A 23,737-nucleotide genomic window follows, 5' to 3' on the forward strand; every position below is an offset into this window, starting at 1 on the left:
CTATTCACATATTAATACAATATTAAAAATATAATTTATTTCCACCATAATTACACTTTTCAAAGATTTTATTAGCCCAATCAATAGCTTTAGATTCATTTGAAACAAGAAGACGATTTTGATCAAATTTACCACTATCTTTACATAATCCAAAAAACATAAAATCATCAGTTATAGTTAAAAATAGATTAATATTCTTTTTTAAAGATTTAATCTTAAAATTTCCATTTTTTAATCCCTTTTTAAGAGTTTCAGTATCTATAGATTGGATAAAATTTTGTGTAACAGATTTTTCACATAATAATTCAATATTAACACTATTTTTCAATAAATTCTCGAAAATTATTGGATAGTCGGAGTTTATGAAAGGAAATATAGATCTAACAGTGTTTGAATTCATTAAAACTTCTTTAAAAATATTTTGAGGTTGATATATATCTGTTCGGATTGATTCAACCAAATAAGACCTTTTTAATGAACTTAAATCTGATAAATCCTCTACTGAAATACAAGAAATATCATGATCATCCCAAAAATCCATATAATCCCTAAGAATACAGAACGAATCTCTAAAATTCATAAAATTCATAAATTTCATTAAAGCTATATTATTCAACCCAAATTTTCCATCATCATCGTATAAATATCCATATTCCATCAAACGATGGATACTATGTGAAACAGCACTATATTTCAAATTAGTAGCTAAACTCAAATCTTTAATATTAGCCGATAAATTAGATAAATACTTTAAAACATTCATCCTTATCTCAGAGTTAGTTAAAAATTTAATTTCTTCCATTACTTCTTCATACAAATCCAAATAACATATTTTTTCATTAAACATACCAATCCCTAATCCTTTAAATAATATGTTTCCTCAAAATTACCCCCATTATTACAATATTAAACATACAATGTTAATAAATTTACTATAACCTCATAATCCAATATAAGTTAATATTAGCTGATATAATCTAATATAAACTAATATAAATTAATATAATATTTTATAATTTTTATTATAGTTTTTATTACAATTCTTATTACAATTTTATTATAAAATGTTATAATCCAATTGATAAAGTATTACTTTTATTAAAAAATAAAAGAAAATAAAAATCCTGAGAAATTTATTTAATACTTAATATTCATTATTTATTAATAAATTTATTAAAAATATTTAATACTGTAATAAATTATAATACTAATTTTGATATCATTACTATATAAATTTTTTTATAAAAATATGAGAAAAAGTATTAAATATAATTATTTTATCAAAAAATTAAAGTATCAAATGATCAATAAAATTTGATAAAAAATTATAAAAACTTTAATAGAATATTAATAAAAACTTTATAATTATCTAATAAAACTTTAATAAAACTTTAATTAACATTTAATAAAATTAAAATCAATATATAAATTATTTTAAACATATGAAACCCTATAAAATTATTTTAAACTATAATATAATATAATAATTATTTTATTATTCATAAAATAGTTTTAAGATAAATAAATAGAATAATATTAAAAAAAACAATATATTTTAATAATAAAATAAACATATGAAAATAATAACATTGATAATAAAAATCATGGAAAGTAATACAAATCAGTTAATGTTTATTTGAATATATAAATAGAATTTATAAGATAAATATATTTAATATTATCTAAGTATAAATAAATAATAAAAAAAAGTAATAAAATAATATAAAAATATATAAAATCTAAGATATAACAAAATAAAATTATGTCAAAATAAAATAAATATTATATTAAAAATACATGGAAAATATTAATAAAAGTAATACTTTTCAAAAATAAAATAAAATAAAATATTAAATAAAATATAAAAATTACAAGAATTAAAAAAATTAAAAAATATAATAAAATTAAAAATTGCAATAAAAATCAATGCAAATAAAAGTTTAAGAATAAAGTTAAAACTAAAATCTAAAATAAGTTTTATTAAAGAATTTATAGGATAAATACAAATAATGAAAAATACAATATATCTATAATAAATAAGAAAAATTTATTAGGAGGATATATATTGATAGATACACACATACATGGAGATGCAAGAAGCAGCGAAGACTTTGAAAGAATGTTTATAAGTGGAATAGACACTGCAATAACTTGTGCTTATTATCCTTATGAAATAACTAATGAAACTGTTCTTTTAAATCATTTAGAAAGAATTTTAAATTATGATACAGAAAGAGCAGCGAAATATGGGTTAGAACTTAAAGTAGCTTTAGGAATCCACCCAACGAATATTGTTAAATCTCCAGAAATCATTTTTAATAAATTAAATGATTATATTGAAAATAAAGATATAATAGCTATTGGAGAAATAGGTCTTGAAAATTTAACTCCAGAAGAATTTAATATATTTGAAAAACAGCTTGAAATAGCTGATGAAACAAAGTCAAAGGTCATAATCCATACCCCACGAAAAGACAAAAAAGAAGTTCTAAAAGAAATTAAGTCAGTTGTACTTAAAAAAATAGATCCTAAACTAGTTGTTATAGATCATATTAATTCAAAAGTAATTGATGAAGTTATAGATGAAGATTTCATTTTAGGATTAACCATTCAACCTCAAAAGATGGAAATTGATGAAGCTGTTGATATTTTAAAAGAATATGGATTTGATAAATTCCTTTTAAATAGTGACATAAGTAATATGCCATCTGACCCTTTATCTGTTCCAAAAACAGTGCGTACATTACAAAAAATTGGTTTTGATGGGAAAAAAATAGATAAAGTAGCTTTCAAAAATGCTAAAACTTTTTTTAATATTTAATTATGAAAAAAATCAATATATGCTAATATAAAATATATGTTAATTTGAAAAACATTAAAGAGACAAAATAAACTAATATTAATAATTATAAGATGATTATCTATAAAATAGAAATAAAAATAAGATAATATAAGAATAACTATAAAATAAGTATGAAATAAGATAAAATAATATAAAATAATATAAAATAATATAATATAAAGTAAAATAAAATAGAATAAGATAAAGTATTAAGATTAATAAGATAAAATAATTATAAAAATAATACTAAACTACTAAACTATTTATCCTTTTTTGATTAAATTAATTCTTGAAGGGGTTAAAATAATCATATTTTTATCAGGGCCTTTACAAAGAGAAATTGCCTCTGTTTTATGTTTATTTCTAAGAATTTTAATCTTTTCTCCAGCCATTTGGAATGCATCGGGACCTTCATTTTCAAGAAATCCTAAATCGACAATAACAGGATTATTTTCTTCAACAATTTGATCAAATACATAATCCATATCATCAACAGTTCTAGGTCTGATTAAAATAATTTCATAAAACGGTTGCTCAGGTGCTATGTAAAAATCATTTTCTAATAGATCTTCAGCATAGTCTCCTGTTACAGGTTCTCTTGTTTCTTCATCAAACCCAAGACTTCTTTTTAAAGTATCAACAAAACTCATTTATTGTTCTCCTCTAAATATTTTAAAATAGAATCTAATAATTTTGAAGCACCTTCATTATAAACATCTGCAGAAGGTAAATTAAACTCTGATTCAAAGTCTTCAGATTTCATATTTGAATCAGCATTTCTTAAATTTATAGACAGCCCTACAACTTTAGTTGGCTCAACAGCTTCAATTGCAGTTATTTCTTCAGTTATGCCCCTTGGATCCCTATAAGGATGATTAGGCCTGTGACAAACAATTGTAGCATCAGGAGAAGCTCCAATTAAAATAGCTGCAGATAAACCTCTTGGGTGAGGATTTCCTTTTTCTGTTAAACTAGACTGACCTTCAATAAATATTATATCAGGATTTTTCTTTTTTTCAAGATATCTGATTGAACCAAGAATTGCAGAAGGAATATCCATTGCTGATAAACTTCCTGCTCTGAAATTCAAGTCAGAAGGTTGTTCTAAGCCCATTTCATCAGTAGAAATAACAACTGAAGTCAATCCTTTCTTATCAGCTGCTTTCCCCAATAATCTAGTTGTTGTTCTTTTCCCACATTCTTGAGAGGTTCCTCCAACAAAAACAACAGGTGCTTTTGGTTTATAAGATATTTTAGGAAGAGTCTCACAACATTTTTCTGGAGAAATACCGAATAAATCATTGATTACATCTAATCTAGGACTTATTTCTTTTATTGTAACATTTTTTTCATTTGCAAAATTTAATAAGGAAATATTGTCATTAAGAGGAAGTGATCTAAATGAAGAAACCACATTTTTACCATTATCAATAGCTTGAACAGCATATCTAAGAGCTGAACCTTCCGCACCAATTGGCAACATAATAGCTACACTTTTAGCATCAGTCTCCTCCATTGTCTTAATTAAGCTTCCTGAGACATTAGATCCACAAAATGTTTTCCCATGCTTAGTATCATCATCATCAATGAATCCAACAGTTTCAATTCCTTCTAAATTAGAAAACTTTTCTCCACCTCCACCACATCCAATGACGATAAATGGATTAAGACTTTGAAGTTCTTCAACTGAGACAATAGAATACAAGAAATCACTCCTAAAATTCAATAAAGTTAATTTGATAAATTTATTATATTATTTGAATTATTATAAATATGAGTTTTATAATCTAAATTATTTCTAAATTTTTTAGATTATATATAAATTATTGTACATAAATCATTTATAATATTATAAATAAAGTTATAATAATAATTATTATAAAATATATATTTTAATTGCATAATTTTACATTCATAAATACATTAAAACTTAATATTAATATAATTTTTATATTAATATAATCTTAATATAATTTTTTTATATTTAAATATATTAATTAATATAATAATTATAATTAGAATATATATTAATATAATCTAAATAATTTAATTAAAATATATATTTTATAATAAATTAAGGACTTAGAAATTATACCTTATACATTATTTTAATATTATATTTTATTGTTATTAAATATATAGTTTGAGTATTTTTAAAAAAAATTACTTAAAATTTGTATAAATATGAAACAAAAGTGGAATAAACAGATTATATATCTATTAATCAAACGATAGATAATAAAAACAAAATAGATAATAAAATATAATCTAAAAATTATTAATATTTGAATTAACAAACTAAAAAATAGATTTGGAATTATTGATGAATTATATGTTCAAATAAATAATAATTAAGGCCCAAATGATAAAAATATTTAAAAAAACCAGCTAGATTGGAAAAAAATCTTATATTAATGAGAAGTGCATTTAATAATTATAAAATTCTATCAATTTCAACTATTTTCTCTTTTTGTATGATTTTCTTTTTTATTAACTTATTATATATATCAATCCATTAATATTTTGTTTATTTATGAAAATTTATGAGCATATGTTTCATTAGGCAATTTTGTATATTGTTAGTTTTTTATTTATTTTAGAGTATTTATTTTGGATATGTATTTTGGACTATGTATTTTGATTATCTGTTTTTTGGTGTTTATTTTGGTTATTTAAGGTTAGATATATTTTAATTCTTTTTTATTATTAATTGATAAGAAAAAATAGAAATATATATATTATATAATGTTTATTCTCGAAATTAATTATCTATTGTATGTTTTGCATTATATATTAGCACAAAATTTAAATAGTTTATCATACTTATATATTATACAATCTTATAAGTTTAATACTTTAATATTTAGATAAATTATAATATTATATTTATAGTATTTTTACTATTAATATAATAAAACAGGTCAAACGGGGGTTTGAAGAGTTTTTAGTTTTATGTATTAATAATCTCATTATTAATGAGGGTAAATTATTAATTCATGCGAAAATATAGGGGTAAAAAGCTATTTTTAATTTTTTAATATTTTCATAGTTATTTTATTCTTTATAAATAATTATAATGATTTCTGCCATAGTTAATAAATCAGAAAAAATATTAAAAAACGAGATATCTTAAAGGAAAATTATACATAAACGATATATATAAAAGAAAAGTGGTTTTTATTAATGATTCTTTAGTATAAAATCATTATTACTATTTTCTTTCACTGTAATTATGTCAAGTATATATTTATCTTTTTTGTATCATTTAGACTTAAATAAACATATTATTGTCTAAAATATTTATTCCCTTTTATTTATCAAAAAATGAAATTTTTTTGAGTGTGTGTAATATTATGAATTATTAGTAACTAAAAAATTATATCTATTATACTCAGCCCATTGAAAGAATTATTTTGGGATAAACTAATATTATAATAAAAGAAGTAATATAATAATAAGTAAGTTCCCCCTCTCCACTAAGACACCTCTTTAAATTCTTTCTTTAAATATAGAAATAATTAATTAGTAATTACTGATAATTCCATTACACACACTCCAAAAAATCATGTTAATTTATATAGAGTTAAAAATATGAAAAAAATAAAACAATTAATAATCTAATGGTCACTATTAATGTTTTATAAAAAACAGGAAAAAAATCCATATTATTAGCTCTTTTATTACCATAGTTTGATTTAGTGTTCTGAAAAACAAAAAAAATAAACCTATTTATTATTAGAATAAAAATTTATTAAATTATTATTCTTCTTTTCTTTTTATAAATTGGATTTTTCTTTGGGTTAATTTTTTACTTTAACTTATTTTTAGAAGTTGTTAAATTAATATTTTGATATATATCCATCATAAGATACTTATTAAACTATTCAAAAAAACTAATGAATAAAGTAAAATCAATATTGAACCATATAAATTCATCTACTACTTAAATTTATAGTAAAATAGATGATGAGACTATAAAAAATAGCTATGGAAAATAAAATGCTAATAAAAAGATACTTAAACAATGACAGAAATAATAAATGTAAGGATTATTACTAAATCTTTTTTTATTTCAGTAATTGTTGTTAAAAAAGCTAAGAAGGGAGTAAATTGAGAAAACCATATGTTATATTAGTCGGAAGTGCATCAGGAATTGGTAAGTCTACAATATCTGCAGAATTAGCTAAAAAGTTAGAAATAAAACATTTATTAGAAACTGACTTTATTAGAGAAATTGTTAGAGGAATCATAGGAGAAGAATATGCACCTGCTTTACATAAATCTTCTTTTGATGCATTTACAGTTTTAAGAAACAAACAAAATTTTGATACTAATGATGAACTTATAAATGCAGGTTTTGTTGAACATGCCTCCTTTGTTATTCCAGCTATTGAAAAAGTAATCAGCAGAGCTATTTCTGATTATGATGATGTAGTTATTGAGGGCGTGCATCTTGTTCCAGGATTGATAGATATAGATAAGTTTAAAAATGATGCATCAATACATTTTTTCGTTTTAGAATCTAGTGAAGAGAATCATAAAGATCGTTTTGTTAAAAGAGCTATGCAAATTCACAGAGGTGGAAAACAACTAGAATATTTCTCTGAAAATAGAGTCATTCATGATTTTCTAGTGAAAAAAGCTAATGAAAATAATGTGAAAGTTGTAAATACCCAAACTGTTGATGGAACTGTTCAAAACATGCTAACAAGTATTACTGAAACTTGTAAAACAGTTATGCTTAAAAATACTGTTGATGAATTAGCTGATGTTGTAGATATTATTATAAATAAACATGGTGGAGTTATAGAAGATGTTACTTATTTAGTTCCTGGATTTAGAGAACCTTTAACGAGAAAAGTTGATGCTTCTGACCCAGATAAAACTAAAAAATTCATAGAATCTTTAAGAAATAAACCTGAAATAAAAGAAGATTTTGAATATCTCTATAATTTATCAAACAATATTCGAGGCAATAAGATTTGTGCCTCTGATAAAAAAACTTTAGAAAATATAATCAAAGATTTAGATTCAAAAGGTTATTTATACGCAGAAGAAGAGATAAAAGAGAAATAGGTAAAAAATAGCCAATAAATAGCTAAAAAATAACTTTTAAATAGCTTAGAATGGTTATAAATAACTATAAATAGCTATAAATAGTTAAGACATATATAATATATAAAAAATGAGATGATAAATTGGCAAAAATGGTAATAGATTGCCCTGTTTGTCATGGTGAACAAACAGCCCAATCTACAACAAAAACCTCTAACATACCTCATTTTGGAGAGATTCTTGAAACTTCAATTATATGCACTGCATGTGGATATAAACATAATGATGTTATTTGTTTAGAACAAAAAGAACCTAAAAAACATACCATTCATATAAATAATGATACTCTAAAATCTAGAGTTATTAAATCCCAATCAGCTACCGTATCGATCCCAGAGCTAGGATTAAAGGTAGAACCTGGTCCAAAATCCCTTGGATATGTATCAAATGTAGAAGGAATAATTGTACGTTTTGAAGAAGGAGTGAAACAAGCTTTAATAGTTTTTGATGATGAAGAATCTCAAAAAAATGGCCTAGATATTCTTGAAAAATTATCTTTATTGACTAATGGAGAAATTGAAGCAACTTTGATAATAGAAGATCCATTTGGTCAGAGTAATATCATGAATATTAATGTAAAAGAAAAATTATTAACAGAAGAAGAATTAAAACATTTAAAAACAGGTTTTACAATAATAGAAGATAATTCTGAAGAATAAATTATAATTAAAAATAAACTATTATAAAAATCACTGCAAACTAATATAAATTAATATAAATAATATAAATTAGTAAAAATTAGTATAAATTAATATAAAAATACTAAATCATCTAAATTATAAAACAACCCATTAATAATGTTTTATTTTCTAAATCTTATTGTTATAAATTTGTAGAGCAATTATTCTACAAAATATTTATATATAACTTAATTTAAAATAATACTTGTTAAAAATATATACCAATTTAAGATATATATCACACTTTGTGTGAATATATATCCTAAATCACAGATCACATGGTAGTCTTTCTTCGTTATACCCCCATATAACGAAGAAATTTTAACAACATGAATTTTATCTAATACTATAATCTTTTAAATATCAATTAATTAAATTATTAACCAAACTAAGATTATATTTATTATTAATATAATTAAAATATTATTATCCCAATAATATCTTTAAATTTTTATTATCCTAATTAATATTTTTAAATCTTTATTAATACAATTAATATTTTTAAACTATTGCTATTTTATTAATAAAAAAAGTATAAAATATTCACTATATAAGAATATTTATTATTTAGAAACATTAATCATTTTTTGAACAGCTTTTAAAGATTTTTTAGCTATATCTTCAGGAACTGATACTTCAAATTCTTCATTTATCAAAGAATTTTTAACTTTTTCAAGAGAATGTAACTTCATTGTCTTACAAATAGCTTCATCTAATAAAGGATAAAATTTTTTATTAGGAAATTCTCTACTTAACCTTGTTATTAAATCTATTTCAGTCCCAATTATAAATTCATTATTATCAGACTCTTTAACTCGAGAAATCATTCCACCAGTACTTAAAACATAGTCAGCAAGAGACTGAACCTCCATATTACATTCTGGATGAACAATAATCTCAGCATTAGGATAATTTTCTTTAACAAAAGCTATATCTCCTTTATGGAACATTTTATGAACATAACAATGTCCACCTTCAGGAACAGGAATAATTTCCTTATCTGTTTGATTTGCAACAAAATTAGCTAAATTGTTATCTGGACCAAAAAGGATTTTATCCTGATCCAAGCTTTCTACAACCTTTAAAGCATTTGCAGATGTGCAAAGAATATCTGCTTTAGCTTTTGCATCAGCTAAAGAATTTACATAAAGAACAACAGCTGCATCAGGATGTTTCTGCTTAGCTTCCTCTAACTGCTTGGAACTTAACATATGAGCCATTGGACATTCAGCTTCTGTATCAGGTATAACAATTTTTTTATCAGGATTCAGTATATAAGCTGTTTCAGCCATGAAGTCTACACCACAAAAAACAACTAAATCCTTATCTTCAATTTCAGAAGCTTTAATACAGAGTTCTAGTGAATCTCCAATAAAATCAGCAATTTCTTGAATTCCACCAGGTTGATAATTGTGTGCAAGAATAATTGCATTTTTTTCATTCTTCAAGTCAATTATTTCTTTTTGTAAATCTGTTAACATGAAAATTACCTAAATTTATATACAAATTATTTAGTTAAATTTTAAATTTATTAAAGTTATCTTGAGTTATAAAAATATTTAAATTTTCTTATTATAAATTATTATAAGATTTATTAATATTATAATTTATATATTTATTATTAATTTATAGTATTATAATTATTATTTTCATTTATATTATTTTCTATAATACATTTTCAAATTACTTTATTCTTATAATACAATTATAAATTATTTTATTCTTTTAATACGATTCCAAATTACTCAATTTTTATAATAAAAATTCAAATTATTCTCCAATTTCATTTATTATCTTTCTAAGTTCATTAGCAAGATTTAAACGACAATCTTCAATTTTAGAATAATCTTTACCCCAAGCACTGATTTTTAACTTTATTCCACAGTCCACCATTTCTTTTACAAGAACTTGAGGAGAAGAGTTTTCTAATACCCAATCTAAATTAGAAACTCTTTGAATAAAAATATTTTTGAACTTATTTATATTAACATTAAATGGAATTATCATTTCTAGATCAATTCTATGTTCATCAAGAAAAGTATAATTAATATAAGGATTTTTAGCAAGAACTGAATTAGGAACTGTTACAATTAGATTATCTGAAGTAATTAAAGTAGTTGTTCTAAATCCAAGTTTTTTTACTTCACCTTTAATATTATCTACTTCAATAACTTCTCCAACTTTCACAGTTTTATCAGCTAATATAAACATCCCTGAAACAAAACTAGAAATAATATCTCTAGCTGCAAAACCAATACTAATACCAATGATACCTAAACTAACTACTAACGCACTTATGTTAATTCCAGCCATGTCTAGTATCAAAACAAATGCTATGATATAAATTGAATATTTTAAAAGATCTTTCAATAGATAGTTAAGTGTCATCTCAATGTCAAACTTTTCTGTAGCTTTGTTGATTACAAATGAAAATACTTTAACTAGAATCAATGAAATAATTACTATTAATATTGAATAAAGCAAAAATTCAGCGAAAGGATATTGTAAAGATTGTAAAAAGGAATTTAAATTCATTTTATCAACTATTATAATTTTATATTCATAAAGTCATGAGCTACTTCTGTATTTTCAAAAATTTTCAATGCTTCTTCTTTTAAATCATCAATATTAGTATATCTTGTACTAATATGAGTAAGTATCAATTTAGAAACATTAGCTTGTTTAGCTATTTCAGCTACTTGTGATGATGTAGAATGAGCATTATTAATAGCTTTTTCACTATCTTCATCTTTATAAGTAGATTCATGAATTAAAATATCTGCACATTTAGCTAATTCAATCATTTCTTCACAGGGAGTTGTATCTCCCGAATAAACAATTTTTGATCCTATTCTAGGAGGTCCTAATACTTCTTCTGGTTTGATTATTTTTCCATCGACTTCAACATCAATACCTTTATGAAGCTTTCCAAAATCAGGTCCAGGTTTAACTCCTAATTCCATAGCTTTTTCTCTTAAAAATCTAGGTTTTTTCTTTTCATGCACAGAATAAGAAAGATTAACTACATTATGATGAGTTTTTATGCATTCAATAACATATTCTTCGGTTTCAACTACAGTTTCTATTTTCGATCCATTGTTATCAATTTCATGAATTATAATTGGAAAATCAACTGCAAAATAACCAAGATTAAATATAGCTTCTTTCACATTTGAAAGACCAACAGGACCATAAATATGGAGAGGATTATCTTCCATCCTTCCTCTAAATCCCATTGATTGGATAATACCTGGAAGTCCTAGTATATGATCTCCATGAAAATGACTTATAAAGATCTTGTCAATTTTCATCGGACTTATTTTTACATTAGCTAATTGTCGTTGAGTAGCTTCACCACAATCAAAAAGCATAATTTCTCCAAAAGCTTTCAAAGCTATAGCTGGATGATTTCTATATTTTGAAGGAACCGCCGAAGAAGTTCCTAAGAATGTAATTTCCATTAGATCACAAGATAATTATTAAATTATATAAAATTATTATATTGCATTATTATATTAATATTGCATTATTATATTAATTTATTGTATTAGATTATTAATTAAATTATATTTATTAAATTTATTAAATTATTATTAATTGATTTTAATATTAATTGATTTTAATTGATTTTAATTAAAGAAGATTATTATAATAAAGTTATTCAAAGTAAATTTAATTTATTAAATAAATTTATAAGAATAAAATTATAAAATCAAACTAGTAATAAAAATATTAATAAAAATATTAGACAAATTATTGGATAAATTATTAGTAAAATTATTAGTAAAAATTACTAGTAAGATTATTAGTAAGAATATTAATAAATCTATTTTATTAAATAAGATTTAATAAAGAAAATTTATTAAAAGAACCTATTAAAAATAGACATTCTAAAATATTTCTATGATAATATATTCTTTTTTAGTATAAAAATATTTGTTCAAAAAATTATATATAATTTAGTATTTAAATAATAATTAAATAAAAATATAGCTATTTGGTGATTTAATGAAAAAAACAATTGAAAATTGGATTGACGAAGACATTGGTTTTGGAGATATTACTACTGAAGCATTAGTTTCAGATGAAACATTAGCTAATGCTAAAATAATAGCTAAAGAACCTGGTATTGTGGCTGGTTCTCAAATTGCGAAAGAAATCTTTGAAAGTAGAAATTTAATGGTAGCAGTCCTTAAGGATGATGGATCTGAAGTTTATGCTGGAGGAACAATCATTGAAATAATGGGTAAAGCTAAAGACATATTAGCTCTAGAAAGGACTGCAATTAATATACTTATGAGAATGAGTGGGATAGCTACCCAAACAAATGAAATAGTTAAAAAAGCAAAAAATATTAATCCTAATATTAAAATTGCAGGAACTCGTAAAACTGCTCCAGGATTAGCTAAATTCGATAATTTAGCTATAAGTATTGGAGGTGGAGATACACACAGATTTTGTCTCGATGATATGGTTTTAATCAAAGATAATCATATTGAAATTGTGGGGTCAATAGCTGATGCTATAAAACAAACAAAAGAGAAAGTTAGCTTTACTAAGAAGATAGAGATTGAAGTTGAAAATAGTAAAGATGCAGCTATTGCTTCTAAAAATGGCGCAGATATTATAATGTTGGACAATATGAATTTTGATCAAATACAAGAAACAATAGAAATTTTAAATGACTTTAAACTCAGAGAAAATGTTATTATAGAAGTTTCAGGCAGAGTAGATCCCGAAAACATACAAAAATTAGTAGAAACAGGAACAGATATAATTTCATTAGGATCATTAACCCATTCATCAAAAAGTTTAGACATTAGTTTAGATTTAAATTTAGAAATTTCACCAAACAAATCTAAATAAACTCAAATAACATAAACAAATCTGAATAAGTCTAAATATCTTAAATATCCTAAATAAACCTTAATGTTATAAATTTATAATATTAAATAGAATAATAGTTAATATTATTTATTAATATCATTCATTTTTATCTTCTAAAAAACTAGATAAAAATACTGTCATTTCTATTTCTTCTCTAGCTATAAAATCATCAATTTTAGCTTTGGCTTCATCAGTATGAAATGGAGACATTTCTTCATCATAGAATATTGTGATATATAATAAATCATCACTAATATCTATTTTTCCTTCTAAATTTTCTTTTAAAAATTCTAATGAATCTGAATCTAATCCAGATACCTCATAAGTCACAAAACTCATTTCTTTATCTTCAGAGTCTAACTTTTCAGCAGACCCATAATCTTTTACCTTTACTTTCATAAAATCATTTTCCAAACATCATTTCTAAAAAAAATCAACCCTAATAAAATCAATTTTATTAAAATCAATTCCAAAAAAGCTATTTTTCTATAAATTTCATCTTATAATTTTTATATGTTATTTAAAATCCTTCAAAATTCTATTTAAAATCTTTTAAAAATTCTTCTAATTCTTTTTTTATCTTTATTATTTCATGAGTTCCAATATGCCCCATTATAGAATCATAAATGATTAATTTTGAGTCTTTTATCATTTTTGACATAGGAATAGCATCAAGTTCTGGAGGGAAATATTGATCTTGGTTTATAGCTACTATCAAACTTTTCGCTTTTATATTAGAAACAATATCTTCAATATCATATGCAGTTGAAGCATTATTTCTATAAACTATATCATTAGCATCCCATTTTTCTTCAACAGCTTCTTCTGCCATTTCATCCATAGCTAAATCAATTTCATCATTAGATAATTCATACCTATAATATTCTCTTGACAAACCATACGGATACATAGATTCATTAGCTAATTTAAGAGAATTTGTAAGAGGTTTAGTATAATTTCCATTGTTATAATTAGGATCACTTTCAATTATATTATTCATAAACTTAAATAGAGCATAATTATGACCTGCTACTTTATATGAACTTACTAAAGATATTAAAAAATCCATATAATCAGGATATTTAGCTCCCCATGTCAATGCTTCAAATCCACCCATTGAATTTCCTATAACTCCCTTTAGATGTTTGATATTGAATTTAACTTTTAAAAATTCCATTTGAAATCTAACCATATCTCCAATAGAGTATTTTGGAAATTTAGCTCCGAGCTCCATAACAGAAGGGCTTGCTGAGTTTAGGGATCCAAGAGTGGTGATAGCTATAATAAAAAATTTTTTTGTGTCAATTGGTTCGCCAGGACCCATAATATCAATAATTCTTCTTAAAGAACCATAATCTCCACCCCAACCATGACAAAAAACAATAGCATTTGTTATATATCCTTCATCATCAGTAATTGGTGTTCCAAAAGCAATATATTCAACAGGAAGATTATTCAATTTCTCTCCAGACGAAAATTCAAATGATTCTAATTGATAATATTCTGGTGTAAAATCCTCTTCATTTACATTAATTTTATATGATTGATTAATATTTTCAACTCCTAAACATACTTAAGCTACATAATATATAGTCAAAACTATATTTAACATTATATTAACTTAATTAATAGCTATATCATCTTCATAAACAATTATACATTCAACAGGACACATTTCAGCTGCATCAATTCCGCAAGAAATGTCATCATACTCTTTAATAGAAAAATTATCTTCATTAATTTCACCATCAATTAAAGTAGATCTATCATCAACAATTTTAAACATTTCTTCACATTCAGTAACACAATTTCCACAAGCTATACATAAATCCATTTCAATCTCAATCTTATAAACCATAATATCCCATCTTTATAAAAATTAAAAATCTATAAAAACTTAAATAACCATTTATAAAAATAAATTATTATAAATAAACTTTTATAAATAAATTATTTTAAATAAATTATTTTAGTTAAATTATTTATTGAAATAATAATTAAGTAATTAAAAATTAAATAATTAAATTATAAATTAAATAATTAGAAAATTAAATAATTAAATAATTATTAATATATATTTAATTATAATTATTGTAGCTTAACATATATTTAAATATTGATTTGGTATTAAATTTTTAATTAAATATTGATTTTAAATTAAATTATTATATTTAATTAAATATTATAAATTAAACAGTGATATGATGAAATACAAACTCCTTGAAAATCCTAATATTGAAGAAGCTTATAATCTTGTTGATACGGGTATTCGTAAAAAAGCTGTAATAAACATATTTGCCTATTGTAAAGTGATTTATGAAGGAAGAGCACTTAGCCAACTAGATTGGGGAGAACGATTTATCATGTTAAAACCAGATGGGTCTTTTTTAGTTCATCAAGAAAGAAAAATCGATCCAGTTAATTGGCAACCTCCGAAATCAAGATCTCGAGCTATAATAAAAGAAAATAACCTAATTTTAGAAAGCCATCGTAGGACCCCGAAAGAAAAATTAGAGGTTGAAATAGAAAAAGTTCATTTTGCAAGTTTTGCAATAGCTGAAGATTATCAAGAATTAGAATTAGCAGGTTATGAGAAAGATATGGGCGACATGATAATGAAACACCCTTCTATGATTGAACCCGGTTTTACTCCAACAGCCAGAGAATATAATACTGAACATGGTTTTATAGACATTCTTGGAAAAGATTCTGAAGGAAATTTAATGGTTTTAGAACTTAAATGCCGAAAAGCTGGAGTTAATGCTGTTAAACAAATAAGAAGATACCTTGCTGATTTTGAAGAAGAAAATCAAGATTATCTGAAAGAAGTTGGAGCAGAAAAGAAAAAAATAAGAGGTTTACTTGTAGCACCAGATATTGGAGAAGATGCTAAAGAACTTCTTGAAGAAGAAGGAATTGAATTTAAATCTGTTGAAGCACCTAAAGAATTAAAAAATGATAAAAAAGTAACTCTAGATATATTTTGAATTATTAAATTATAAATTGTATTAGATTGTAAATTGTAGAATTAGTAAACTAGATTAATAATTAATAAATCAATAAAATAGTAGATTACTACATTATAATTAGACTATTGTTAAACTATTAGACTGTTAGATTATTATACTATTAGCTAAAAATATTAAATAATATATTCATAAATTAAATAACCTATTCATAAAATAGTAAATTATGAAATATCTTATGCAACATTTCTTTTAACTTCATAAATTCCAATACAAGCATTTTCAGAATTATTAAACTCATTTACCCCACAATTAAGTAAAATAGTATCATTAAAATGAACATCAAAATTATTATTAGATTCTAATTCTTTATAATCATCATCATTATCTAAAAAAACTATCATCCTATTTTCACTTTTAAAAACTATTCTTTCCACAACAATCTCTTTTTCTTTTAAATATATTTTTCCATTAATTAATCCTTGAGACATAATAATCACAACACATTAATAAAATTTATAATATTTATCTTTAGATTTTTAAGATAAGATAAAAATTTTTCATCAAAAACATTATGTTATACCAATTTATAAAAACTCCTCAGATAATATTTTTATAATAAAATATTTTAAGTCGGAAGTCTATTTCCTACCGTTAATATGTAACTACTAGTAAATATACTTTTCTAAAAAAGAACTAAAAACTTCAGAAAATATTTAATCTAAAGGAAAACTATCTTATTCATCCTTAAGAAATTATAAATAGAAAGAATAAAATATTATATGATTTTTAAAGTATTTATGTAAAATGATAATTTTTAGTTAATTTTAACAAGAAATAATAGATAATTAACAAGAATAATATAATAATTAAAGAATAATTTACAAATTATAATTTATTCTTATTATCATAATAAACTCTTTCAAATGCAATATTATTTAAAAATGAATTATAGAAAATAATATAAATGAAAATAATAACCTATTAAAACTAATAAAACTATAAAACTAAAAAGACATAAAACTATAAATTATAAACTACTTTTTATTCTTTATTTTAATATATAACTTGATATTTTTTCTAGATTAAATAAGATTAAATAAGATTTATTATTCTATTTTTTAGTAATATATAAAAAATGTTTTTTTAGAAAATCTTATTAACAAAAATTTATAAAACATAAATATTGTAAATAAATAATTAGAATAAAACTACTTTAAAGGGGAATAAATTGGATTTAGTAACAATAATCTTACTTGCAGTTGCATTAGCTATGGATGCATTTAGTGTATCTATAACTAAAGGATTCACTATCAAAAATATAAGTAAAATTCAGATGCTTTGGTTTGGAATATTTTTTGGTGGATTTCAGGCCATAATGCCTGTTTTAGGTTGGATATCTGGAATTCAGCTAGAACATTTTGTTTCCACTGTTGCTCCTTGGATAGCTTTCATTCTTTTAGTAGCTATTGGGGCAAAAATGATTTATGAAAGTATAACTGAGGATGAAAAAGAAGAAGGAATCAGTAAGGACCGTTTTTCTTTCAAAGAGCTTACACTTCTTGCAATAGCTACTAGTATAGATGCATTTGCTGTGGGAGTCACATTTGCCATTTTAAAAATTCCTATACTAATTCCAATTATATTAATTGGGATAGTTTGTTTCATATTCTCAGAGATAGGAATATTAATTGGTAGAAAAATTGGATCATTCTTTGGAAATAAATTTGAAATTGTTGGTGGTGCTGTTTTAGTTTTATTAGGTGTGAGAATATTATTAAGTGGATTGGGAGTGATTTGATTTCAAAAAATTTAAATATAAATGAAATTGGAGATATTTTAGCTGAGAATAATTACATTAGTGATGAAACCATAGCCACTATTGTTTTCCTAGCTATTGAACTTAAAAAACCTATTTTGATCGAAGGCCCTCCTGGAACTGGGAAAACACAGCTTTCAAAGTCAATAGCTAAAGCATTTGAAAAAGATTTCTTTAGAATACAATGTTATGAAGGAATAACATTTGAACAAATTGTTGGAGAATGGAATTATCAAAAACAGCTATTGAGCCTTGAAATGTCTAAATTGAACAAAAATGAAGATAATGTTTTTAAAGAAGACTTTTTCATAAAAAGACCTTTACTATCAGCTTTTATGAATAATAAATCATCAGTAATATTAATTGATGAAATTGATAAAGCAGATGAAGAAGTCGAAAGTTTCCTTCTTCAAGCATTAGGAGAAAAGCAAATAACTGTTAATGATCTTGGAACTTTCGAATTAATGAATGATTTACTAGTTATTATGACTTCAAATTCCCAACGTCAGCTACTCGATGAAACAAAAGATAGGTGTTTATATTTATATATTGATTATCCAAGTTTTCAAAGGGAAGTGGAAATTGTGAGATCACATATACCAACAGCATCTGAAAAACTAGTAAAAAGTGTTGTTAAAGCAGTGCAACAAATAAGAAACTTAAATGTTACTAAAAACCCATCTATTAGAGCTAGTGTAGATTGGGTGAAAAGTCTTATAGTATTTAATAAAGAAGAATTAGATAAAGATTCCTTTGAAAAAACCTTGTCAATTGCAATAAAAAATGAGGATGATCGGCAAAAAGTTTTAGAGAATATAAAGTTAAAATAAATTATATTAGAGATTAATTAAGTAAATTTAAGCAATTATGATATTAAAAAATTATGATATTAAAATAATTATAATATATTAAAATATTATAGTATTATACTATTATAATTAATAATGAGATATTGACTACTTTTAGAGAAAAAATTATGATAACTGAAATAGTAAAATTTTCAGCTAAACTTAGAGAAAATGGTATTCCTGCAAGTATCAGAAGTACTGAATTAGCTTGTAAAGCCACTCCATTAATAGAAAAAAATAATGGAAATTTGAAAGAAGCTTTAGCATCTATTTACTTAAAAGATCAACGTCATAGAAAAAGATTCAACCAAGCTTATGAAGATTTTTTTATTAATAAAGAAGAAAAAATAGAAAAAAAGGAAAAAACAAGTTATGGAAGAAAATCTCCATTCTTAAAAACATACAATGTTTCTGTAAGCAGTAAAAGAGTAGTTAATAAAGAAAATGGAGACAACAATCAGAATTATAAAATAAACTATATAAAAAATAGTTTAAATGATTTAAATACTGATGGAAAAGAAGAAGGAAATTCTGAACTTTTAAAAAGTGATATAAACACAATAAATACCATGCAGGTTGAATTAATTGATTTATGTCAAAGATTAGGTCGGAAAATAGCTACTCAAAGATCTAGGCAGAATAAAATAGCTAAAAAACAAAATCCAGACATTAGAAGAAGTATTAGAAGGAATATGAAACATGGCGGAACACTTCTAGAACTTATTAAAAATAAACCAAAGATTAAAAAGCAAAACCATTATTTCCTAAGTGATGTGAGTGTTTCCTGTGATTGGATTAGTATTTGGTTTTTTTGTATGGTTTATGCAGCTCAAAATTCATTCAACAGAGCTAAAGCATTTGAATTCACTAATAAATCAGTTGAAATAACTTCTGCTCTTTTTGAACCAGATTTAGTTGATGCTTTTATTAAAGTAATGAATATAAGACATCAAAATTCAATGATTCATGGAAAATCTAATATGTTTACAGCTTTTACTGATTTTGAAAAACATGCACATCTAAATAGCAAATCTTATGTTTTAATTTTAAGTGATTGTAGAGATTGGGCAGGTCCAAAAGAAGAAAGAATCCCAAAAAGTTCAGAAATAATTGAAAATATAGTTAAAAAGTCAAAAAGGGTTTTAATACTTAACCCTGAAGAAAAAAAGAAATGGAATGTTGCAGACAGCTGTGTTTCCCATTATGAAAATGTTGGTGCAGAAATATTTGAAGTTAGAAACTTAGAACAATTAGCTGATTTAATTATTGATATTTAATTAATTTCGCAACATTTAATATATTATTTTATAATTCAACTATATTTAACATATCAAATCAATTAATAACTAAAATAATCCTTGAATAATCCTTAAAACCCTTTTATTATTATTTTATTTTTTTATTATTATTGTTATTATTATATTATTTATTATTAAATCCATAATATTATTATAAATTAAAAAATTAAGAAAATCTCAATGAAAATTAGTACACATTTTGAGAATAAAAAGACCCAAATAGTAAAATTTATATAGTCTAAAAATAATATAATCCAATACAGATAGGATAAAAAATTAGAATCTAGATAAAATTTGACCTTTAATAAAGTTGACCTATGATTGCATATTGAAGAAAAAATGAAAAAACTCAATCTCACATAGGCAGGAGGTCAAGTCTTTAGTTTATTAAATTGAAGGCAAACGCCGTTGAAAATAGCCATGGATTAATAAACGTTATAGGTTCAAAATGAACAAAAAAACCGCATTTTTCGTGGTATTTTTGTTCCTATATCTATTCTGTACTTTTGATTCAATATCAATGACAGAAAATGGATTCAATATAAATTCTATGGAACAACTAGAGGAAATCTACGAAAATCCTCATAAACCACACGAAAAGCAAGATGAACACACAAATAAACTTAAAAATCTAAAAACCATTCCTAAAATTAGAAAGAAAGACAAAATCTTAGAAGATGGCGACATAAGAATTATTGATAATTCAGAAGCTAATTTAAAAGATTCAAATTTCCATAATACCCTATGAAAAAATTATATAGTGAATTACAATAAAATTCTCCATCTTAAGATAACTTTCTTTTTAAACAATTATTTTTTTAATTGCCCTTATATTTTGATCTTATATTATTTACTCTTATATTATTAACTCTTCTTATTTTATTAAATCTCTTATATTATTAAATAATATATAATATTAAATTTATTTATAATGTATTAAACTATATTTTTATTTTAAAGGCATAATAATTCCAAATAATAAATCTTCTTCTGAAACATCATCTGAACTGTTATAATAATATTCAATAAATGTTTTATTTAATTTTAAGTTATTTTCTTCAGCCCAATTTATTACTTTATAGTAATCAGGGACCATTTCTTGATAAATTCCTTGATATATAGTATAAACTGCTTTCATTTCAGGTAAATAACCAGATTCAATATCTTCTTTTCCAGATAATTCTTTATAAACAGGAAAACCAATTTCCACTTCAAGATTTTCCACATCCATGTCTTCAAGATTTTCCACATTCATATTAAAATACCTAACATAAGGAATATCTCCAGGATATTCACCAATTTCATTCAAATAGTTTTGAATTTTCTCATAGCTTTCATCTATTAATCTAGGTAAATTTTCAATATTAATAGTTTTCTTAATTGACAAAACTGGCTGTTTCGCTTTCTTTATAATTTTTATTTCTGAAACAAGAGGCATTTTGTAATCTCCATTTTTCCATGATTATTATATATTTTTATTTTTAATACAGAAAAACGATTCAATTTATTTATCTATTTATTTAGATCTTTATTTAGATCTTTAAGCCTCTGAATCTCTTCAGCATGATGTTTCATGGTTAAACCATTTGCAGGTTTAGCTACAGTAACGTGATGATCTTTTTCTAGCTTATAAATAAGAAAATTATCATTTTCCAGTTCAATAGAGCCATTTGGATCTTCAAGTTCAAGACCATTTATTTCAGCAACAATATTCTCATATTCTTTTTCTTCTTCAGCTATTAATTCATTAATATCCTTTACTTGAAGGGTAGGATTTAACTGAATAGAAAGTCCTACAATTCCATTAACTTCTTTTCCATTTATTTCGAACATTGACTTCCTTATTTCTTTCATATTATTTAAAACATGATTTTTTGTAGATTCAGTAGCTGGAATCTCATTAGAACTCCCAATTAGATTTATTTCATACTTATTCTTCCAATTGCCAATTTTATAAATTGCATAATTAATATCATTAAATGAAATCATTGGAGAATTATTTGAATCTTTATTTTCTTTATTTTCTTTATTTGACATGATAAAACCTTCAAAAATATAAACTTAATTGAATTCATACCTAATTGAATTAATATATATTTAAATTAAATGCAAAATTATTGTACTAATTAAATTTATATTAATTTATAATTTATGTAAATTATATTTGTTATTAACTACATATATTATTATACATATCATTTATTAAAATTCATTATACTAGAGAAATACTTAAAAAATACTAAAAATACTTAAAAAATACTTTAAAACTACTAAAATACTAAAAAATAATTAAAGATAATTAAAAATAATTAAAAAATATCTATTTTCCGTGATTTTATGACAAATTTTAAAATAGCTTTATGTCAAATGAATGTTGTGGATGATAAAGATGAAAACATCCAAAAAGCTGTAGAAATGATAGGAAATTCTAAAAAGGCAAATGTGGATATAGCTATTTTACCAGAGATGTTTAATTGTCCATATGAAAATGAAAAATTTGTTGAATATGCTGAATATAAAGACGATAGTTATACTCTTAAACCAATAGCTAATATAGCTAAATCTAAGAATATTCATGTTTTAGCTGGTTCTATCCCTGAAAAAGAATTAAATAAACGTACAGGTACTGAAAATATTTATAACACTAGTTTTTTATTTGACAATAATGGTGAAATTCTTGGATACCATAGAAAGATGCACTTATTTGATATAGATGTAAAAGATAAAATTTATTTTAAAGAATCAGATACATTAAGTTCTGGAAATAATATTACCGTTATTGACACAAAATCAAAAATTGGGAAAATTGGAATTGGTATTTGTTATGACATTCGTTTTCCAGAGTTATCTAGACTTATGAGTCTTAGAGGAGCAGATATATTAATATTCCCTGGAGCATTTAATTTAACCACTGGTCCTGCCCATTGGGAGCTACTTTTTAGAACTCGTGCTCTTGATAATCAAGTATTTACTGTTGGTGTTTCACCAGCACTTGATAAAGAAGCTAGTTATAATGCATATGGGCATTCAATTATAGCTAACCCTTGGGGAGAAATTATAGCTAGTGGATCTTACAATGAAGAACTAATTATACATAAAATTAATTTAGAAGAAATAACTAAAGTAAGAGAAGAATTACCTCTTATTAAGAATAGAAGAACTGATATATATACTTTAAAATAATGATAATCATAAAAATTAGAATTACATCAATGCAAAAATAACAAAAACAATAAAAATAACAAGAATAACAAATTTTCAAAATTAAAAAATATAAGTAAA

General features: G+C 23.3%; 22 protein-coding genes. 10 read left to right on the top strand and 12 right to left on the bottom strand.

Features of this window, described 5'->3' with window-relative positions; all coding sequences use genetic code 11:
• Positions 1–22 precede the first annotated feature (22 nt).
• Positions 23–847, bottom strand: a complete 825-nt coding sequence (locus tag KQY27_RS09010; RefSeq protein WP_224426247.1) for a transcriptional regulator FilR1 domain-containing protein — start codon at positions 845–847, stop codon at positions 23–25.
• A gap of 1,218 nt (positions 848–2,065) precedes the next feature.
• Between KQY27_RS09010 and KQY27_RS09015 the strand changes: the two genes are divergently transcribed.
• On the top strand, positions 2,066–2,821 hold the full coding sequence (locus tag KQY27_RS09015) for a TatD family hydrolase (protein WP_224426248.1): 756 nt from the start codon (positions 2,066–2,068) through the stop codon (positions 2,819–2,821).
• Between the two features lie 284 nt (positions 2,822–3,105).
• Here the strand turns inward: KQY27_RS09015 and KQY27_RS09020 are convergent, their stop codons facing one another.
• Both KQY27_RS09020 and KQY27_RS09025 read right to left on the bottom strand, forming a co-directional pair.
• Positions 3,106–3,492 (bottom strand): cell division protein SepF, encoded by a 387-nt coding sequence (locus KQY27_RS09020; protein ID WP_224426249.1) that lies wholly within the window; start codon positions 3,490–3,492, stop codon positions 3,106–3,108.
• Positions 3,489–4,547 carry a DUF1611 domain-containing protein gene (locus KQY27_RS09025; RefSeq protein ID WP_224426250.1) on the bottom strand — a complete coding sequence of 353 codons (1,059 nt, stop codon included), beginning with the start codon at positions 4,545–4,547 and terminating at the stop codon, positions 3,489–3,491. Before KQY27_RS09025 ends, KQY27_RS09020 begins: the two co-directional genes overlap by 4 nt.
• 2,405 nt (positions 4,548–6,952) lie before the next feature.
• On the opposite strand from KQY27_RS09025, the gene KQY27_RS09030 reads away from it, so the two are divergent.
• Both KQY27_RS09030 and KQY27_RS09035 read left to right on the top strand, forming a co-directional pair.
• Positions 6,953–7,918 (top strand): 3H domain-containing protein, encoded by a 966-nt coding sequence (locus KQY27_RS09030; RefSeq protein ID WP_224426251.1) that lies wholly within the window; start codon positions 6,953–6,955, stop codon positions 7,916–7,918.
• Positions 7,919–8,049: 131 nt separating this feature from the next.
• The gene (locus KQY27_RS09035) at positions 8,050–8,616 is read left to right on the top strand and encodes a ZPR1 zinc finger domain-containing protein (RefSeq protein ID WP_224426287.1); all 567 of its coding nucleotides are present in this window, start codon (positions 8,050–8,052) and stop codon (positions 8,614–8,616) included.
• A 584-nt stretch (positions 8,617–9,200) separates the two neighbouring features.
• On the opposite strand, the gene nadA is transcribed toward KQY27_RS09035, so the two are convergent.
• From nadA to rnz, 3 genes are all read right to left on the bottom strand, one after another.
• Positions 9,201–10,118, bottom strand: a complete 918-nt coding sequence (gene nadA / locus KQY27_RS09040; RefSeq protein ID WP_224426252.1) for a quinolinate synthase NadA — start codon at positions 10,116–10,118, stop codon at positions 9,201–9,203.
• A gap of 289 nt (positions 10,119–10,407) precedes the next feature.
• A complete protein-coding gene (locus KQY27_RS09045) occupies positions 10,408–11,172 on the bottom strand; it encodes a mechanosensitive ion channel family protein (RefSeq protein WP_224426253.1) in 765 nt (254 codons plus the stop codon).
• An 11-nt stretch (positions 11,173–11,183) separates the two neighbouring features.
• Positions 11,184–12,098 carry a ribonuclease Z gene (gene rnz / locus KQY27_RS09050; protein WP_224426254.1) on the bottom strand — a complete coding sequence of 305 codons (915 nt, stop codon included), beginning with the start codon at positions 12,096–12,098 and terminating at the stop codon, positions 11,184–11,186.
• Between the two features lie 547 nt (positions 12,099–12,645).
• On the opposite strand from rnz, the gene nadC reads away from it, so the two are divergent.
• A complete protein-coding gene (gene nadC, locus KQY27_RS09055; RefSeq protein ID WP_224426255.1) occupies positions 12,646–13,503 on the top strand; it encodes a carboxylating nicotinate-nucleotide diphosphorylase in 858 nt (285 codons plus the stop codon).
• A 117-nt stretch (positions 13,504–13,620) separates the two neighbouring features.
• On the opposite strand, the gene KQY27_RS09060 is transcribed toward nadC, so the two are convergent.
• The 3 genes from KQY27_RS09060 to KQY27_RS09070 form a co-directional block, all read right to left on the bottom strand.
• Positions 13,621–13,923, bottom strand: coding sequence for a DUF5750 family protein (locus tag KQY27_RS09060; RefSeq protein WP_224426256.1), 303 nt, complete (start codon positions 13,921–13,923; stop codon positions 13,621–13,623).
• A 139-nt stretch (positions 13,924–14,062) separates the two neighbouring features.
• On the bottom strand, positions 14,063–14,983 hold the full coding sequence (locus KQY27_RS09065; protein WP_224426257.1) for an alpha/beta fold hydrolase: 921 nt from the start codon (positions 14,981–14,983) through the stop codon (positions 14,063–14,065).
• A 162-nt stretch (positions 14,984–15,145) separates the two neighbouring features.
• Positions 15,146–15,382 carry a ferredoxin gene (locus KQY27_RS09070; protein WP_224426258.1) on the bottom strand — a complete coding sequence of 79 codons (237 nt, stop codon included), beginning with the start codon at positions 15,380–15,382 and terminating at the stop codon, positions 15,146–15,148.
• Between the two features lie 346 nt (positions 15,383–15,728).
• Here KQY27_RS09070 and nucS point away from each other — a divergent pair, with 346 nt between their 5' ends.
• Positions 15,729–16,511, top strand: a complete 783-nt coding sequence (gene nucS, locus KQY27_RS09075) for an endonuclease NucS (RefSeq protein ID WP_224426259.1) — start codon at positions 15,729–15,731, stop codon at positions 16,509–16,511.
• Between the two features lie 215 nt (positions 16,512–16,726).
• Here nucS and KQY27_RS09080 read toward each other — a convergent pair whose 3' ends face one another.
• On the bottom strand, positions 16,727–16,981 hold the full coding sequence (locus tag KQY27_RS09080) for a hypothetical protein (protein WP_224426260.1): 255 nt from the start codon (positions 16,979–16,981) through the stop codon (positions 16,727–16,729).
• Between the two features lie 740 nt (positions 16,982–17,721).
• On the opposite strand from KQY27_RS09080, the gene KQY27_RS09085 reads away from it, so the two are divergent.
• From KQY27_RS09085 to KQY27_RS09100, 4 genes are all read left to right on the top strand, one after another.
• Positions 17,722–18,291 (top strand): manganese efflux pump MntP family protein, encoded by a 570-nt coding sequence (locus KQY27_RS09085; RefSeq protein ID WP_224426261.1) that lies wholly within the window; start codon positions 17,722–17,724, stop codon positions 18,289–18,291.
• Positions 18,288–19,139, top strand: a complete 852-nt coding sequence (locus KQY27_RS09090; RefSeq protein ID WP_224426262.1) for a MoxR family ATPase — start codon at positions 18,288–18,290, stop codon at positions 19,137–19,139. Before KQY27_RS09085 ends, KQY27_RS09090 begins: the two co-directional genes overlap by 4 nt.
• A gap of 146 nt (positions 19,140–19,285) precedes the next feature.
• Positions 19,286–20,434, top strand: a complete 1,149-nt coding sequence (locus KQY27_RS09095) for a VWA domain-containing protein (protein ID WP_224426263.1) — start codon at positions 19,286–19,288, stop codon at positions 20,432–20,434.
• A 469-nt stretch (positions 20,435–20,903) separates the two neighbouring features.
• Positions 20,904–21,203, top strand: a complete 300-nt coding sequence (locus KQY27_RS09100) for a hypothetical protein (protein WP_224426264.1) — start codon at positions 20,904–20,906, stop codon at positions 21,201–21,203.
• Positions 21,204–21,404: 201 nt separating this feature from the next.
• Here the strand turns inward: KQY27_RS09100 and KQY27_RS09105 are convergent, their stop codons facing one another.
• Both KQY27_RS09105 and KQY27_RS09110 read right to left on the bottom strand, forming a co-directional pair.
• On the bottom strand, positions 21,405–21,893 hold the full coding sequence (locus KQY27_RS09105) for a GyrI-like domain-containing protein (RefSeq protein WP_224426265.1): 489 nt from the start codon (positions 21,891–21,893) through the stop codon (positions 21,405–21,407).
• A gap of 74 nt (positions 21,894–21,967) precedes the next feature.
• Entirely contained in the window at positions 21,968–22,492 is a 525-nt protein-coding gene (locus KQY27_RS09110) for a hypothetical protein (RefSeq protein WP_224426266.1), read from the bottom strand.
• A gap of 300 nt (positions 22,493–22,792) precedes the next feature.
• Here KQY27_RS09110 and KQY27_RS09115 point away from each other — a divergent pair, with 300 nt between their 5' ends.
• A complete protein-coding gene (locus tag KQY27_RS09115; protein ID WP_224426267.1) occupies positions 22,793–23,638 on the top strand; it encodes a carbon-nitrogen hydrolase family protein in 846 nt (281 codons plus the stop codon).
• Positions 23,639–23,737 lie beyond the last annotated feature (99 nt).

This window comes from Methanobrevibacter sp. TMH8, assembly GCF_020148105.1.
In the GTDB taxonomy this organism is placed as follows: domain Archaea; phylum Methanobacteriota; class Methanobacteria; order Methanobacteriales; family Methanobacteriaceae; genus Methanobinarius.

Coding starts and splice junctions, on each gene's coding strand:
- KQY27_RS09010 (WP_224426247.1), bottom strand. CDS start 847: ATGTTTAATGAAAAAATATGTTATTTGGATTTGTATGAAGAAGTAATG.
- KQY27_RS09020 (WP_224426249.1), bottom strand. CDS start 3,492: ATGAGTTTTGTTGATACTTTAAAAAGAAGTCTTGGGTTTGATGAAGAA.
- KQY27_RS09035 (WP_224426287.1), top strand. CDS start 8,050: ATGGTAATAGATTGCCCTGTTTGTCATGGTGAACAAACAGCCCAATCT.
- nadA (WP_224426252.1), bottom strand. CDS start 10,118: ATGTTAACAGATTTACAAAAAGAAATAATTGACTTGAAGAATGAAAAA.
- KQY27_RS09045 (WP_224426253.1), bottom strand. CDS start 11,172: ATGAATTTAAATTCCTTTTTACAATCTTTACAATATCCTTTCGCTGAA.
- rnz (WP_224426254.1), bottom strand. CDS start 12,098: ATGGAAATTACATTCTTAGGAACTTCTTCGGCGGTTCCTTCAAAATAT.
- nadC (WP_224426255.1), top strand. CDS start 12,646: ATGAAAAAAACAATTGAAAATTGGATTGACGAAGACATTGGTTTTGGA.
- KQY27_RS09060 (WP_224426256.1), bottom strand. CDS start 13,923: ATGAAAGTAAAGGTAAAAGATTATGGGTCTGCTGAAAAGTTAGACTCT.
- KQY27_RS09070 (WP_224426258.1), bottom strand. CDS start 15,382: ATGGTTTATAAGATTGAGATTGAAATGGATTTATGTATAGCTTGTGGA.
- nucS (WP_224426259.1), top strand. CDS start 15,729: ATGAAATACAAACTCCTTGAAAATCCTAATATTGAAGAAGCTTATAAT.
- KQY27_RS09080 (WP_224426260.1), bottom strand. CDS start 16,981: ATGTCTCAAGGATTAATTAATGGAAAAATATATTTAAAAGAAAAAGAG.
- KQY27_RS09095 (WP_224426263.1), top strand. CDS start 19,286: ATGATAACTGAAATAGTAAAATTTTCAGCTAAACTTAGAGAAAATGGT.
- KQY27_RS09100 (WP_224426264.1), top strand. CDS start 20,904: ATGAACAAAAAAACCGCATTTTTCGTGGTATTTTTGTTCCTATATCTA.
- KQY27_RS09105 (WP_224426265.1), bottom strand. CDS start 21,893: ATGCCTCTTGTTTCAGAAATAAAAATTATAAAGAAAGCGAAACAGCCA.
- KQY27_RS09110 (WP_224426266.1), bottom strand. CDS start 22,492: ATGTCAAATAAAGAAAATAAAGAAAATAAAGATTCAAATAATTCTCCA.
- KQY27_RS09115 (WP_224426267.1), top strand. CDS start 22,793: ATGACAAATTTTAAAATAGCTTTATGTCAAATGAATGTTGTGGATGAT.